Origin of the sequence: Hymenobacter terrenus (genome assembly GCF_000972495.1) — a bacterium.
Classification (GTDB): domain Bacteria; phylum Bacteroidota; class Bacteroidia; order Cytophagales; family Hymenobacteraceae; genus Hymenobacter; species Hymenobacter terrenus.
In genome coordinates, this window is record NZ_LATM01000001.1 from 939,853 (window position 1) to 955,246 (window position 15,394).

Here is a 15,394-nt window from a genome sequence, read left to right on the forward strand (position 1 = left end):
GAAGTTGGTCCACCATACTAGCTCCCTGATTCCGCCTCATTGGCAGGTCCCTTGAATCTGGCACTGACTACTGTTCCGTCATTGGAACTCCTTCGGCACGGTTAACCCTGAGAGATAACAACAATAAAGCCAACGCAATGGGACTGCGTTGGCTTTATTGCTGTTATAGAGAAACCCGCTGGTAATCTGAACACGGCAAGCACTGAAGCTGCTTGAGCGTAGGCGGCAAAATAGCTGGGGAAGCCGCGAGGACGAGTTAGAGTGGTTCTTCGGTTGAAATTCTCCGCTCATCTGAAAGCCGCTCTAATTGTTACAACGTGAACCGGAAACGGTTTACGAAGACGAAACGCTATAATTAATCGGCTCTACTAACGGGGCCCAGCCATAACCAGGGCGGCAGTGCTGAGTATATGTTCCACTTATTATTCCCAGAGTGGATAATGCTCCAGGTGCACTTCCTGCTCAAAGAATATCCGTGTGCTTTCTTCGAAGGAGCGCGTGAAATCCGACACGTAGAAATGATGCGCCGGCGGAGTGGACGTGGCGGGTGCCAGCAGGCCGTGGGCGCCTAGGTAAGTTTCAGCATTGGCCGCCACCACGTCGGAGGCGTCTAGCACATCGACGCGGCCGGCGTAATAGCATGCAATCTGCTCTTTAATAAGGGGATAATGGGTACAGGCCAATACCAGCGCATCGATATCGGCCAAGGCCGGGTTGCCTAAATAAGTGCCGATGATATCATCGCTGATGGAGTTTTTGAAGAAGCCTTCTTCAATCATCGGCACGAGTAGCGGGGTTGCCAGGGATTGCAGGTCCACACCGGCATCAAGAGCGTCGACCTTCTTCTTATACACGTTGGAATTCACGGTTTGCTTGGTGCCGATAAGGCCTACCCTGCGGCCGGAGTATGCCTGACCCAGATGAGCCACGATAGGGTCAATCACATTCAGCACCCGCGCTTTGGAACCCACATATTCCCGCACAAGCTCGTAGGCGGCAGCCGAGGCCGAGTTGCAGGCAATCATAATCACCTTGCAATGCTGGCGCAAGAGCAAGTCGCAGATTTTAACGGAGTAAGCCTGAATGGCAGCGGCACTTTTATCGCCATAGGGCAAATGGGCCGTGTCGCCGAAGTACACGATGCGCTCGTGGGGCAGGCGCCGGGCTACTGCCCGTGCCACCGTGAGTCCGCCAATACCAGAGTCGAACATGCCAATGGGCCGGTTGGCCAGAGCCGCGGTCGAAACGGCGGGAGCAGAAACAGCAGTTATCATGGGGCAAAGGTAGCCGGAGCCCATGGTCGGCCTATTATGCGAGCGGGGTATTTAGGGTAGCTGACTATGGCTACCAAAGCGATACTGGTATAGCCGACCCTTCGGAGCCGTTGCCGGGCAGATTATTCAAATAAATTCCGCGGTTAAATTCTCTCTTTCCAGAGGCCATGCACACCGGGCATTCGCGGAAATTAGGAGGTCTTTTTCGAGGGGAAATAATTTATTGATAAAAACTTTTAAACTGAATAATAAGGCATTTTTTGCATCATTGTAGAGATTAATTAGCTTGTCAAATGGGTCGGTTGAAATTAATCAATTGGGGTTGGTGCTTCGCTTTTAATCTTTTATAAACACACCGATTTAGAACCGCGCTAAGAGCTAATAGCCAACAACTACCAAACACTTGCTATATTTCCGCCCCTTTCCAGCTCGCTTATTTACCATGAGCACCATATTGGCCGAAATTGACCATGCCCTGGCCGTCCACGACGTTCGTCTGGGTCGTCCCGTCGCTATCTACCTTGGCGAACGCAAGCTCACGCAACTTACCCTTGACGCCGCCCGCACCACGCTGCCCGACCTTAGTACCGACGCCGGCCGGCCCCTCGCCTACCGCCACCTCGAACTGCTGCGCGATGAAGTAAACGTGGATGGCCTACGGGTTATATAATTCCCCATGGCGGTTATGTACGACTGCGCCGTCACCTGGGCACGGGAAAATGTCAGCCGAGAATAATCTCAACGGTGGAATACCTGCGTAGGGCCACCCCAAAGAGTCCCGGCAGCAACCTGTCGGGACTCTTTGGGGTGCAAAAAGGGGTACTTACTGCTTCTCAAATTTGGTTGAGGTGACTTGGTCTGCCTGCACCACGCGCAAGGTGTAAAGCCCTGGTTCCAATGCGCCGATGGCAACGCGGGCATCCGTTGAGTTGCTGGCGGGCAGTTCCTGGCTCAGCACCTGCCTGCCCCGGGTATTGAAGACGACAATACGAGCCGCCTTGCCCGGCTGAGCCAGCGCAATGTGCAATTGCTGCTGGGCCGGGTTTGGGTAGAGCGCGGCAGCGGTAGACGTTATCGGACGGGCACTGGTGGCCGGCGCAAGGCTCCACCAGTTGATATTGTAGCCTCCCATTGGCACGCCAATGGCAATATCCTGCTGCCCGGCCGCCAGGGTGATGGTATTTGTGATGGTAACCCAGTTTTGCCAGCCGCCGGTGTTAGGCACGGCAATGGTGCTGAGCACCTTCGTGCCCGAATTCTGCTCCAGCCGGATTTGCCCGCTGCTGTTTGGGCTGGCCACCCGGTACTGAATGGTGTAAGTGCCGGCCGTGGGCACGGAGACGGTGTAGGCCATCCAGTCGCCCGCATCGACCCAGCCCACGTTCAGGCCGCCGCCCGTATCGGCGGTGTTTTCGGTTTGTACCCCGGCCATGACGTGGTAGCTTTCGGCTTCTACCTTGGTCGCCGCGCCGCTGCTCGGTGGGGTGGTGGGCGGCGTAGTTGTGGTGGTGCCACCCCAATTTTGGACGTAGCCTTTTACCAGCCGGCCCGAAGCTGTGAGGTAGCTGTCGGACCACGCGGCGCTGGGGCTGGTGCCCGGCAGCAGCGCTGAAGCTGTTTCGCTCTTGTCGTTCAGTGCCCAGTTGCAATGACTGAGCTTGTTGGCTCGCATAAAATCCATCCATTCCTGGGTAGAAGTCGCGTCGACAGCCCCGCCCCCGGAAGCGTCGCAGGTGCCGTATTCTGTCACGAACAAGGCCACGCCTTGGCTGAGGGCCACACTGGCCTTGTTGCGCAAAGAGCTTTTGTGGGTGGCGGCGTAGAAGTGCAAGGTGTAGGCAATATTGGTGCCCGACACCGGGCTGCCGGCCGCCACGTCCACGTCCTGCGACCACGTGGGCGTACCCACCACGATGAGATTATCGGGGTCGATGGCACGAATGGCGTTGGTCACGGCCTGCGCGTAGGGCTTCACCACACCGGTCCACGATACCTGGAGGGGCTCGTTGTAGATTTCGTAAATCACGTTGGGCGTATTACCGTAGGTGGTAGCCATTTCCCGGAAGAAGGCAATGGCCTCGGCCTGATGCTGCTCGGCGTGGTGCGAGTGCCAGTCGATGATGACGTACAGGCCGGCAGCTACGCAAGCATCGACCACGGCTTTCACCTTGGCTTTTTCGCGGGCAGGGTTTTCGAGATACCCACCGGCTTCGTCTACGCCCATGGCGGCCCGCACGATGGTGGCGTTCCAATTATTTTTCAGCCAGCCCACTACGTTGGCGGTGTAGTACCGCTCGCCACCCCAGCCGTTGTTACTCCAGAACAAGCTGTTGCCCGCCAAGCTCACTGGCTGACTAGCCTGATCCACAATTTGGCTGCCTTGCACGCGCAAAGCGCCGTATCGGGTCACGGGGGTTTGCGCGACGGCAGGAAAAAAACCGCACCCTGCAAATACGATGACCCACGCGTAGAGCAGTCGTAACCGCAGGCAAAAAGGCGAGAATAAAATTGTTATTTTCACGGATCTAACAAGAAAATGGGTGAGTGTGAAAGAAATCAACTAATAATAAAATGCAAGTTCCAGCAAATCAATTCACTTTGAAAACAAACAATTTACGCAATAATTCACTGAATCGAATTCAACAAATAAATTAATTCATTACAGCGAGCTCTGCCCTCTGATTTAGAACATCACCAGGAAGCTCCCATTACTCCTGCGCCCATACTTATGGGCCATACGTGACAAAAAAATGGCTCATCCCCTAGCCTAAAGGAGATGAGCCATTGTTCGGGAGTTGCGCCCCTCCCCTGCCCAATTGGGCCGCGATAATCAGCTGGGGCTATTGGTACCGGCCAGCAGTGGCTGCAACACCTTCCACACGGTGCGGGCCACGATGCGGTGCCCGGCCGGCGTGGGGTGAATGCCATCGGCTTGGTTCAGCTTGCGGTCGCCGCCCACGCCTTCGAGCAGGAACGGAATGAGTGCCAGGTGATTTTGGGCAGCTATTTCCTGGTACAAGGTCTTGAAACTGGCGGCATAGGAGGCACCCAGATTGGGCGGAATCTGCATGCCGGCCAGCACGATTTGCGCGTTGGGGCTACGCCGCCGTACCGTGTCGATGATGGCCTGCAGGTTGCGGCGGGTGTCGGTGAGCGGCAGACCGCGTAGGCCGTCGTTGCCACCCAGTTCCAGTACAAACACATCGACGGGCTGACGTAGCACCCAGCCCACGCGACTGCGGCCGCCCGCCGTGGTTTCGCCGCTCAGGCCCGCGTTGATGACTTCATAGCCCAGCTTCAAGGAATCTATTTTCTGGCCTACCAGGGCCGGGAAGGCTTCGTCTGGCTCCACGCCGAAGCCAGCGGTGAGGCTATTGCCGAAAAACAGCAGCCGCTTCTTGCCCGTGCTGGGAGCAGGCTGATTGAGCGGCGATTGAGTCGCGGTAGCTGCGGGTGATGAGTCCGCCTTTTCGGTCTTTGAGTCGGAATTGCAGGCGCTCAGCACAAGGGCAAACAGAGCAGCAACCAGCGAGGAACGAACTACATTCATGAGTGGCATTTGGGGCACGAAGCCGTAAAGACAGAAAATGGGGCGAAGGTTTTGCCAGCTTCCTTAATCGTAACGAACGATGCGCCGCCCGGTTACGTGGCGGCAAGCACCGGGGCGCTTACGCAGCCGGAAGAACGAGTAGCTGGCAAAAGCCATTACGTTTTGGGTCCTCATTTCCCGCCAAACAGCAGTTTAAAGTAAAAGCTGGGCTGCCGCAGCCGCTCGCGCAGGTCCAAATCCATGAACATCATCGATAGGGTTTCGGCTAGCGTGGGGTTATTCACGGCGCGGTTGGCCACGATGTTGAACAGACTGGGGAAGTTGAGCAGCCGCTGCATCACCCGGCTCAGGCGGAGTTCCTGGCCAAGGCGGTTATACACGGCTTTATCGTAATTCCGGAGAAATTCGAGGCTGAAATTGGCTTGGGCCACGGCTTGCGCGGCCCAGTGGGCAGCGTGGCGGCCGCTCACCATGGCGTGCGAAATGCCCTCGCCGCTGAATGGATCAATGAGCGAGCCGGCATCGCCGAGCAGGAAATAATTAGCTCCCGACAGCGCCCGCCGCTTCGAGCCCAGCGGCAAACCGAAGCCGCGCACGGGCCCCAACCGCTGGGCTTGGGCAAAGCGCGGCGCCAGCGTGGGGTGCGTGGTCAAAATCTCATCGAGCCGCTGGCGAAGGTTGATTTTCTTGGCCGCCACGGTTTTCGAAAGCATGCCCACTCCCACGTTAGCCTGGCCGTTGGGCAGCGGAAACACCCAGAGGTAGCCAGGCAGGAAATCCTTGATGAAATGGAGTTCGATGAAATTATCGGGACTTAAGCCGGTCACCTTATCGTAGTAGGTGCGCAAACCGGCGCAGTGATGGTCGGGCTCCAGGGCGTGGCCAGCCACTTTGCGGGCGAATTCCGATTGGGCGCCATTGGCGACCAGCAGCAGACGGCAGGTGGCAATTTCCCGCCCAGCTTTGTCAAATAATTGCCAGCCAACGGGCGTGCGCTCGGTGCGGGCCACATCCACGTTTTCACGAAAATCAATTTCAGGGCGCTGGCGCACTTCCTCCACCAGAAAATTGTCGAAATCGAGCCGCTTGGCCACGTGGCCGGCAGCCCGGTCATTCGCTTTGTCGAACTTGGGCTTGAAGGGAATCGCAAGTCGGCGGCCATTCGGCGCAAAGAAATCGATGCCCCAGCTGGGAATTTGCATGGGTGCGGCGGCCAGCCGTGCAGGCAGCTCTTCGGCAATGCGCTTCAGCTCGTTCAAGACCTTGCCACTGAGGGCATCACCGCAGATTTTATCGCGTGGGAACGCAGCCCGGTCCAGGAGCAAGCAGCGCTGGCCGGCGGTGGCGAGATGCAGGGCGGCGGTAGCCCCGCCGGGGCCCGCGCCCAAAATGCAGATGTCGTGGTGGGGCATGTCGGCCACGAAGGTAGGACGACGCTCGCAGTAGCGCGAATGCAGCCCAAATGTGGCGCGCAGCCTTTGCTGCGCCTTCGGGTGCATTGTTGAACAGCCAACTTCACGCCCGAACGCGCAGCAAAGGCTGCGCGCCACTTCTTACCTTCGCCCCATGACCCAAACACTGACCGGGAAAGTGGCCCTCATCACGGGTGCTTCCAAAGGAATTGGCCGCGCCATCGCGGCGCATTTTACCCAACTTGGCGCCGATGTCGCCTTCACCTACTTGTCTTCCGTGGAGAAAGGCCAAGCACTGGAAACAGAACTAGCCGCCCATGGCTCTAAGGTAAAGGGCTACCGCTCCGACGCTTCCGACTACGCGCAGGCCGAGAAACTGATAGAAGATGTGGTGGCTGATTTTGGTAAGCTCGACATCCTCGTCAACAACGCCGGCATCACCCAGGACGGCTTGCTCATGCGCATGTCGGAGCAACAGTGGGACAATGTACTGACCGTGAACCTCAAGTCCGTCTTCAACCTCACCAAGGCCGCCACCAAGCCGATGATGCGCGCTAAAGCCGGCTCCATCATCAACATGACCAGCGTGGTGGGTATTAAAGGCAACGCTGGCCAAGCCAACTACGCTGCCAGCAAGGCCGGCATCATCGGTTTCACCAAATCGGTGGCCCTGGAACTGGGCTCGCGCAACATCCGCTGCAACGCCATTGCCCCCGGCTTTATCGAAACCGAAATGACCGATGCTCTCGATGCCAAGCAGCTGGACGAGTGGCGCAAAGCTATTCCTCTCAAGCGCGGCGGCCGTCCCGATGATATAGCCAAAGCCACAGCGTTCCTGGCTTCGGACGATTCGAGCTACATCACTGGCCAGGTGTTGCAGGTAGATGGTGGGATGCTGACGTAAAAGCTCCTATGTGACGCTCACTATTTAAACCTCGCAATGGTATTGATAAACGCCCGGATAAGGTTGGTATAGATGCCAGCTTTATCCGGGCGTTTACAATACTACTCAATCACGAATTCGCGAATGCTTTTCACCGACTCCTGATTGTAGCTTATTTCAGCAACCAATTTATAATTGCCTTTCTCTTTTGGCAGTTGAAGTACTGTGCTGTAATCCACTTTGCCCAATGGCTGAATAGAAGCTGGAATAGCCTTATTTGCAACGATTTTACCTTCTTTCAGCAGAGACACCTTGATATTACCCATCCAGGACTTATACGTATCATTAATTAAAATAAGCGGTACTTGCTGGCTAGCCGCGGCCGGCAATTTATTTTTAAAGAGGTTCACCATAATGCCGACCGGGCTAGAGGCTGCTTTCATGTATGCGTAGTAGTGTGGTTCCAGAACCAGGTTTTTCACATCAATCCAATTGTCGCTTGTTTGGCCATGGGGGTCTTTTGTGCGCGAATATCCCAGGTCGCAAAAGTGTAGAACCCCAGCCGCCCGACGATGGGCACGCCAATATTCCGTTTTCATTGCGATGACTTTCGCATACAATTCAAACCGCTTCTCCGGCGTATTGGCTTCGGGGTATAGAGTGTTAAAAATACCGACGGAAAGAGTTGTGGGCGAACCATCCCGGTTTAGCCAAAACCAGCCGTACTCATTAATGATATTAGGATATTTCAACTCATTTCGGTCGGCCGCTTTCGAATGACTCACCCAGGAGTTATCAGGCGTCATGGGTTTTTCCAATAAGCTTAACAGATTCTGTTCCTTGAATTCAGGCTTCTTCGCCTCTTCGGCCGGCTTAAATTCAATCGTATTAAAAACGGAGAAAAACCGGTAAGGGTGCGATTCCATCACATCCGTTGGACTTGCCGGCGGAGACCAGCCATTATCCCAGGGACGATTGGACAAATCAAGCGCCCGTACTTTATTTATTGCGAGGGCAACGGTATCATAGACCGACTCGTTTTGTCCATCCCAAATCACGACACTAGGATGGTTCCAACGTTCGCGCATCCACGCCTTATACTCGTTTGCTAATTGATTGGAATTATAGGAAATGAGCTTCGGCTTAGCTTGTTTCCAGATAGGATATTCGTCCTGAATCAGCAGGCCCAGACTATCAACCACATCATACCATCGTTCGGGCGGAAAGCCTAGCGTGTATCGCATGCTATTCCAGTGCATCTCCTTAAATTTTTTATTTAAATTAATGACCCACTGTCCATTCCAGGGTAAATCGCCTCTTTCGCTATCTTCAAAAAAGCGGAAAATAGCCACGTTAGTACCCCGCATGAAATACGGTTTATTATTCAGCAGCACCACGCCCTTTTCTTTACCAGAGCTAAAAGAACGCATTCCGAAACGGGTCACCAATTTATCGGCGCCGGTATTTAATTCAATGGTGTAGAGAAACGGCTCTTCGGGCGACCACAGCTTGCAGCCTGGTAGGGGGACTTTGAAATCAACTTTAGCCTGTTGGGCTTGCGCAGCCGTGCCAGTTGCTATTATTTTATTTGAAGCTAGCTCGCGAACGATATACGTCAGGTTATAAGTTTTTTCTTTCTGATCATTATCAATTTCAGCGACCACACGCAGCTGCTTCGCCTGGATATCAGGCACCGTCTGGACGTTGGTTATGAAGGGAAAGCCGGACATGATAATTTTTACATCATCATAAATTCCGGGCGGGAAAAGCACTTTTTCAAAATCATCCCCGTGGCAAACTCCCTCAGGCAGGTTATTCCGGCTGCCAACGGCAATGACCAGTTTATTGGCCTGGCCTGCTTCCTTCAGAAATGGCTTAATATCAACCACTATTGGCGTGAAGCTATACAAACTCTCGCCGGCTAATTTCCCATTGAGAAAAATACGGGTGTGGTACATGGATTTATTCAACTTGAGTTGAATAACCGCTGCCTTGGTATTTTCTAGGGTAAAAGTCCGGTTGTACCAGTATACTGAATTGTTGTATAGGTAGCTCCGATTGCCGTAGCTCATACTGTAGGGGCCTTTATCCTTATCCAAAGGCCCGTTGTAAGGCGCCTCAATGGCTGGAGTTGCCATATCAACCAAGCCGGGAACCGGAATCTTAGAGCCGAATGTGGTGGGAACAGTCGCCGTTGTATCAGTTTTAGTAATATTCCAGCTACCATTTAGGCTGATTATATTACGAAAATGAGATTTTTCGCTATTCAACGCTTTTGAAGGCTTTTTCTGAAGTTTATTTTGTCCGTTTGCGGGCAATATATTCAAATTAAATGCGAGTACTACTGCAAAAAGCAAGAAAGGGAGTTTCATCATTAGTTTACGGTACGCGTCATTCCGAAGATAGATAAATGACTACGAGCTTGTTAGAGTTTTTGAATGGTATTAGTAAGCAAGAAGAAATTAACCATATTTCGTTTGCCTCACCTTAAAGGCGAGCGAAACAGGCGTGACTGATTTTCCGTGGCAAGTTATTCAAGAATAACTTCCTGGCTAATAAGAAAAACGTGCAGGTGCTCTGCTTATACAAACCTTTTTTATTTTTGATGTAACAGACAAATCCTTTGCTTCTGATTTCGTATGACCATGCGCTCGTTTAACAAAGCCAACGACGAATTGGTACGCTAGACTTATCCGTGCCACCACACACACTGCTGACGAGTTTACTAGCAACACTCTATTGCCAAGATTAGGCGAGGCCAGCAGCAGCCGTAGCCTCGTCGTGGCATGAGATTCGCCCGCTGGATTAGGTATTATTAAACAACTGGGCAAATCCAGGATACAGCGAATTATCTGCTTCTTGTATTCTCACCTATTCTCTGAATTCTACAAATCTTTAAATCCAACAAGGAGCCTGCACACGTACAGCTTCGACAGCGGGCTTTTTTATATACACATAAGTGAGCCGTCTAACTGCCTGGTTTATCGACGCACTTTTTACCCGCCGCGCGTGACTCGCCTAGTGCTTGTGCTCTTGCTCCTGGCCAACTACCTGCTGGTACTTGGCGCGGGCCTCGTGAACCGGCCCGACCCGGCCGGCTCTCACGCGGAGCACCCCTACGTGCACAGCGCCGACTGCCAGCAGCGCAACTACCTGCGGCTGGACTGCTTCGAGAGCTGCACCGGCAAACCGTCGGTCAAAAAAAAGCTGCCGGCCTCGTCGCTGGCACACTTGGTGGCCCAGGCCAAAGGCATCGATGCCCATTGCCTGCCCGACGCGGCCCCCGACCCGATGGTGCGGGTCCGGTACCTGGCCAAGCGCCGCGCCGCGGCGTGGCAGCCCGCGCTGCTGTCTGGCGTTCGCCGGTTAATCAAGTCTCCGCCCCGGCTGGCTTAAGCCGCCTGGGGTAGCCGCGGCGTAGTGCCGCTGAGCTGCCTGGGTACAGGTGTCGCTGCTGCTCATGTGTTTGAGCGCCAATGCAGTGACCTTGACGCCCTATGCGGCGCTCTATTCTCATTGGTTTGTGGAAGCCCCTGGCGGGGTGCACTCGCTCCTGTTGACCAGGAGCTTGGTAAGCTCCTGCTGCGCCCGATGCGGGCTGCCGGGCTTTCGCTTTTTCTCCTCCCTTGCTTTAATGGTCTTCGTTATGCCACGACTTTACGTCTTGCTTTTTCTGTTCATGCTTCTGCCTGCTGCGTTGGTGCAGGCCCAGGCGCCCGTGTCGGGCAAGGTATTCGATGCTCAGAGCAAAGAGCCCATTCCCGGCGCCACCATCTTGCCCGACGGCAACGCCAGCCAAGGCACCACCACTTCCAACGCCGGCACTTTCACCCTATCCGGCCCGGCGCAACGGCTGCTGATTTCTTCCATCGGCTACCAGCGCCAGGAGGTAGACGTGCCCGCCTCGGGCGAGGTGCGCGTGGCGCTGCTGCCCCGCGTGGAGGACCTGCAAACGGTGGTAGTCACCGCCAGCCGCGAGGCCCAACTGCGCACCGAAGCGCCGGTGGCCATCACGCGGCTTTCGCCCACGCTTATTCAGGACACCAAGCCCACCACCCTGAACGAGGTGCTGAACAAGGCGCCCGGCGTGGTGGTGCCCAACCTGCAAAACGAGCAGCACTCCATGTCCATCCGGCAGCCGTTGTCTACTACGGCTTATTTCCTGTACCTGGAAGACGGCATTCCGCTGCGGCCCATGGGCTTGTTCAACCACAACTCGCTGATTGAAACCAACCTGTTTGCCGTGAGCTCGGTGGAAGTGGTGCGCGGGCCGGCCTCCTCGCTCTACGGGCCCGAGGCGGTGGGCGGGGCCATCAACGTTATTACGCTGCGGCCCACGGCCGTGCCCACGGTGCGCGTTGGGGTGCAGGGCGACCAATACTCGTACCGCCGCGTGCAGTTCAACGCCGGCGGCATGGCCACCAAAAAGCTGGGCGTGTTTGTGGGCGGTTTCGTGGCCCGGCAGCGCTCAACCTGGTACCCGCATTCGGATTACGACAAGACGTCGGTGAATGCGCGGGCCGATTACTACTTTACGCCGGCCACCACGCTCACGGCCAGCGTGGCGCACAACAACTACAAGTCTGAGGTCAACAACAGCATCGACAGCACGGCGTTTTTCAACCGCGACTACAAGGCCGTGAACGACTTCATGGACCGCAACGTGCGCTCGACCCGCGCGCGGCTGACGCTCAACCACTCTTGGGCCGGCGGCTCGGAGAGCTTCCTGACGGCCTTTTACCGCAGCAACTACTACCCCCAAAGCCCCGTGCACACCGTGCGCTGGACCACCGGCCAAACCACGGCCTGGACCGAAAACCAAGTTACCGACTTCACCAGCCGGGGCCTGATTGCGCAGCACTCGCAGCGGTTCGATTTGCTGTCGGCTAAGCTGCTGGTGGGCGCCTCGGCCGACTACACGCCCGTGACCTACAACTCCTACCGCTACAACCTGGCGGCTGAGCTGCGGTCCGACGGCCGCTCGGTGGCCCGCTACAAGTTTATGGAGGCTCGCGAAGACCTGAAGGTGTCGAACTACGAGGCCAACATCCTGAGCACCGGCCTCTACGGGCAGCTCGACGTGAAGCCCACCGAACGCCTGCAACTCACCGCCGGGGGCCGCTTCGACCGCATGGCGCTGGACTACGAGAATTTCATCGACCTGAAAAAAGGCGACCGGGCCTACCAGCAATTCACGCCCAAAGTAGGCGCGACCTACGATTTCGGCCGGGGCCTGGGCGCCTACGCCAACTACTCGCGGGGCTTCACGCCGCCCGGGGTGTCGGCCATTTTTCGGCCCCGGCCCAATCCGCAGCCGGGCGAAGACCTGTTTTACTACAACCTGAAGCCGGCGCAGTTTAGCAACCGCGAAGTGGGCGGCTGGGCCTCGCTGCTCGACAACAAGGCTTACGTGGAAGTGGCGCTGTACCAGATGGACGGCCGCAACGAGCTGTTGGCTATCCGGCAGACTGACGGCAACACCGACTACCAAAGCGCCGGCCAAACCCTGCACCGCGGCGTGGAGTGGAACCTGACCTACAAGCCCATCAGCCAGCTTTTCGTGCGCTTCAACGGCACCAAGGCCGTGCACCGCTTCGTGGATTTCACGCTCTCGACCCGCGCTTCCGACCCCGTGCAGAAGCTCGATGGCTTCGACATGCCGCAGTCGCCGAGTTGGATTGGCAACACGGAAATTACCTACAAGCCCGACTGGTTCAAGGGCTTCCGCCTGTCGGCTGAGTGGCAGCGCATTGGCTGGTACTACCAGAACCAAATCAACACCGTGAAGTACGACGAGCGCGGCTTCCTGGGCGGGCGCGGCGTGAGCCTGCTCAACCTGCGCACCGGCTACGAGTGGAAGGGCGCCGAACTCTTCGTGAACGTGCTCAACGTGACCGACGAGCTGTACAGCAATGCCGCCAGCCGCGGCAACGCCCGCACCGACCGCTCGCAGTACAACGTGGGCCAGCCGCGCTTGGTCACGCTGGGTTTGCAGTACACCTTTGTGGGCAAGAAATAACAAAACCCCACCCCCGGCCCCTCCCCGCTGGGAGAGGGGTGAGTTCTAACTTAACAGACGGCTGGCACCCCTCTCCCGGAGGGGAGGAGCCGGGGGTGGGGCCAACTCAATCAACGCCATGCTCATTGCCCAACAACTCCGCAAAGAATACGACGGCCGCGCGGCCCTGCACGGCCTCGACTTGAGAGTGGACGCCGGCGAGATTTACGCCCTGCTCGGGGCCAACGGCGCCGGCAAAAGCACAGCCGTGAACCTGTTCATGGGCTTCGTGGCGCCCACGGCCGGCCGGGCCTTCATCCACGGGCTCGAGGTGCGCGACGGCGGCCTGGCCACCAAGCCCTTCGTGGCCTACATTCCCGAAAACGTGATGCTCTACCCCCAACTGACGGGCGTGCAGAACCTGGCGTTTTTCAGCGGGCTGTCGAATAAAAAGTACCGCGACGCCGAGCTGCGCGCCCTGCTCAGCCGGGCGGGCCTGCAGGCCGAAGCGCACGGGCAGCGCGTGGGGGCCTATTCCAAGGGCATGCGCCAGAAGGTGGGCATCGCGCTGGCGCTGGCCAAGGAAGCCAAAGCGCTGTTTCTGGACGAGCCCACCTCCGGGCTGGACCCCTTGGCCAGCAACGAGTTTTCGACTCTGATTCAGGGCCTGCGGAGCGAGGGCGTGGCCATTCTGATGGTGACGCACGACCTGTTTCGGGCCAAGGAAGCGGCCGACCGCATCGGCATCATGCGCGAGGGCGTGCTGGTGCGCGAGCTGGACGCCGCCGACGTGACGCCTGCCGAGCTGGAGGCCATTTACGTGCAGGCCATCCGCCCGCAGCAGCCCGCCGTCGTATGATTCGGGCCATTGTAGAGAAAGAGCTGCTGGAATTCCGGCACGACGCCCGCCTGCGCTGGCTGGCGCTGGCGCTCTACGCCCTGTTTGCTGTGGCTTTGTGGTCGGGCTACGCGGCCTACCGCAGCACCAGCCAAACCCACCAGGCGGCGCAGGAAGCTACCTACCGCCAGTGGCTGGGCCAGGGCGCCAAAAACCCGCACGGCGCGGCCCACTACGGCTTTTACGCCTACAAACCCCTCTCGCCCCTGAGCCTGCTCGACCCCGGCCTGGAAGGCTACCTGGGCCAGGCCGTGTGGCTCGAAGCCCACAACCAAAACGAGGTGAAGCAGCGCGAAGCCAACGACGCCGGCAGCCTCGTGCGCTTCGGCACGCTCACGGTGGGCTTTGTGTGGCAGTTTCTGGTGCCGCTGGCCATTGTGCTGCTGAGCTTTAACCTGTTTACCAAAGAGCACGAGGGCGGCACGCTGCGCCTGCTGCTGAGCACCGAAACCACGCCCTGGGCGCTGCTGCAAGGCAAAGCCCTGGCCTTGCTGCGCATCGTGGGCACGCTGGTGGCGCCCATGCTGGTGCTGGCGGTGGTGGCCGTGGGGGTGGCGGCGGGGCCGGCGGGTTTGGCGGCGGTGCTGCCCCGGTTGGCGTTGGTGCTGGGTCTTTACGCGCTGTACTTCGCCGGTTGGGCTGTGGGCGGCTTGCTGGTGTCCACGCGGGCCCGCTCCTCGGGCGTGGCGCTGATTACGTTGCTGGGGTTCTGGGTGTTTGGCACTTTCCTGGTGCCGCGGCTGAGCGGCAGCGTGGCCAAGGCGGCGTTTCCGGCTCCGTCGGCGTTTGCATTTTCGCACAACGTGCGCCTCGACAACGAGCTGGGCCTCGACCGCCACACGCCGGCCGGCCTGCGCAAAAAACAGCTGGAGGCGCGGCTGCTGCGTCAGTACGGCGTGGACAGCATTTCGCAGCTGCCGGTCAGCTACCAGGGCCTTTCGCTGCAGGCCGGCGAGGACTACGGCGAGCAGGTGTACGCGCGCAACTACGGCGGCCTGCACCGCATCTACCAGCGCCAGGATGCCCTGATGGACGGTTTCAGCCTGCTTTCGCCCCTGCTGGCCATGCGCAACGTGTCGGCCGGGCTGGCCGGCACCGACCTGGCCAAGCACCTGGAGTTTGCCCGCCAAGCCGAGCAGCACCGCGAGCTGATTGCCGACGTGATGAACCGCGACATCACCCGCAACGCCGTGGGCCAGCAAGACTACAAAACCAGCCCCGACCTCTGGCGGCAGGTGCCGCCCTTCCGCTACGCCGAGCTCGGCCTGGGGCAGTCGCTGCAAGCGCACGGGCTGGGCCTGGCCGCGCTGGCCCTTTGGCTGGCGGCGCTGTTTTTCCTCCTCAAACAAAGCGCGGGCCGGGTGCGGCTGCGCGCCTGA

General features: G+C 57.7%; 11 protein-coding genes. 6 read left to right on the plus strand and 5 right to left on the minus strand.

Translation table 11 applies throughout. The annotated features are described in order from the left end of the window. Positions 1-422: 422 nt before the first annotated feature. Positions 423-1,274 (minus strand): glutamate racemase, encoded by an 852-nt coding sequence (murI, locus tag WX88_RS03965; RefSeq protein ID WP_046242896.1) that lies wholly within the window; start codon positions 1,272-1,274, stop codon positions 423-425. Between the two features lie 442 nt (positions 1,275-1,716). Here murI and WX88_RS03970 point away from each other — a divergent pair, with 442 nt between their 5' ends. Continuing rightward, on the plus strand, positions 1,717-1,944 hold the full coding sequence (locus WX88_RS03970; protein ID WP_046242897.1) for a hypothetical protein: 228 nt from the start codon (positions 1,717-1,719) through the stop codon (positions 1,942-1,944). A 153-nt stretch (positions 1,945-2,097) separates the two neighbouring features. On the opposite strand, the gene WX88_RS28550 is transcribed toward WX88_RS03970, so the two are convergent. The 3 genes from WX88_RS28550 to WX88_RS03985 form a co-directional block, all read right to left on the minus strand. Continuing rightward, positions 2,098-3,795 carry a cellulase family glycosylhydrolase gene (locus WX88_RS28550; protein ID WP_072052929.1) on the minus strand — a complete coding sequence of 566 codons (1,698 nt, stop codon included), beginning with the start codon at positions 3,793-3,795 and terminating at the stop codon, positions 2,098-2,100. Positions 3,796-4,104: 309 nt separating this feature from the next. Next, a complete protein-coding gene (locus tag WX88_RS03980) occupies positions 4,105-4,824 on the minus strand; it encodes an arylesterase (RefSeq protein WP_046242898.1) in 720 nt (239 codons plus the stop codon). Between the two features lie 170 nt (positions 4,825-4,994). Continuing rightward, a complete protein-coding gene (locus WX88_RS03985) occupies positions 4,995-6,323 on the minus strand; it encodes a geranylgeranyl reductase family protein (RefSeq protein WP_231590623.1) in 1,329 nt (442 codons plus the stop codon). 67 nt (positions 6,324-6,390) lie between these two features. Between WX88_RS03985 and fabG the strand changes: the two genes are divergently transcribed. Next, positions 6,391-7,140: a 3-oxoacyl-[acyl-carrier-protein] reductase gene (fabG, locus tag WX88_RS03990; protein WP_046242899.1), complete on the plus strand. Its 750-nt coding sequence runs from the start codon at positions 6,391-6,393 to the stop codon at positions 7,138-7,140. Between the two features lie 101 nt (positions 7,141-7,241). On the opposite strand, the gene WX88_RS03995 is transcribed toward fabG, so the two are convergent. Beyond that, the gene (locus tag WX88_RS03995; RefSeq protein ID WP_072052930.1) at positions 7,242-9,494 is read right to left on the minus strand and encodes a glycoside hydrolase family 2; all 2,253 of its coding nucleotides are present in this window, start codon (positions 9,492-9,494) and stop codon (positions 7,242-7,244) included. A 634-nt stretch (positions 9,495-10,128) separates the two neighbouring features. Between WX88_RS03995 and WX88_RS04000 the strand changes: the two genes are divergently transcribed. From WX88_RS04000 to WX88_RS04015, 4 genes are all read left to right on the plus strand, one after another. Further along, the gene (locus WX88_RS04000; RefSeq protein WP_046242901.1) at positions 10,129-10,515 is read left to right on the plus strand and encodes a hypothetical protein; all 387 of its coding nucleotides are present in this window, start codon (positions 10,129-10,131) and stop codon (positions 10,513-10,515) included. Positions 10,516-10,798: 283 nt separating this feature from the next. Next, complete coding sequence (locus WX88_RS04005) at positions 10,799-13,138, plus strand: TonB-dependent receptor (RefSeq protein WP_046243152.1); 2,340 nt, start codon at positions 10,799-10,801, stop codon at positions 13,136-13,138. A gap of 118 nt (positions 13,139-13,256) precedes the next feature. Continuing rightward, positions 13,257-13,976, plus strand: a complete 720-nt coding sequence (locus WX88_RS04010; RefSeq protein WP_046242902.1) for an ABC transporter ATP-binding protein — start codon at positions 13,257-13,259, stop codon at positions 13,974-13,976. After that, positions 13,973-15,394 (plus strand): ABC transporter permease, encoded by a 1,422-nt coding sequence (locus WX88_RS04015; RefSeq protein ID WP_046242903.1) that lies wholly within the window; start codon positions 13,973-13,975, stop codon positions 15,392-15,394. Before WX88_RS04010 ends, WX88_RS04015 begins: the two co-directional genes overlap by 4 nt.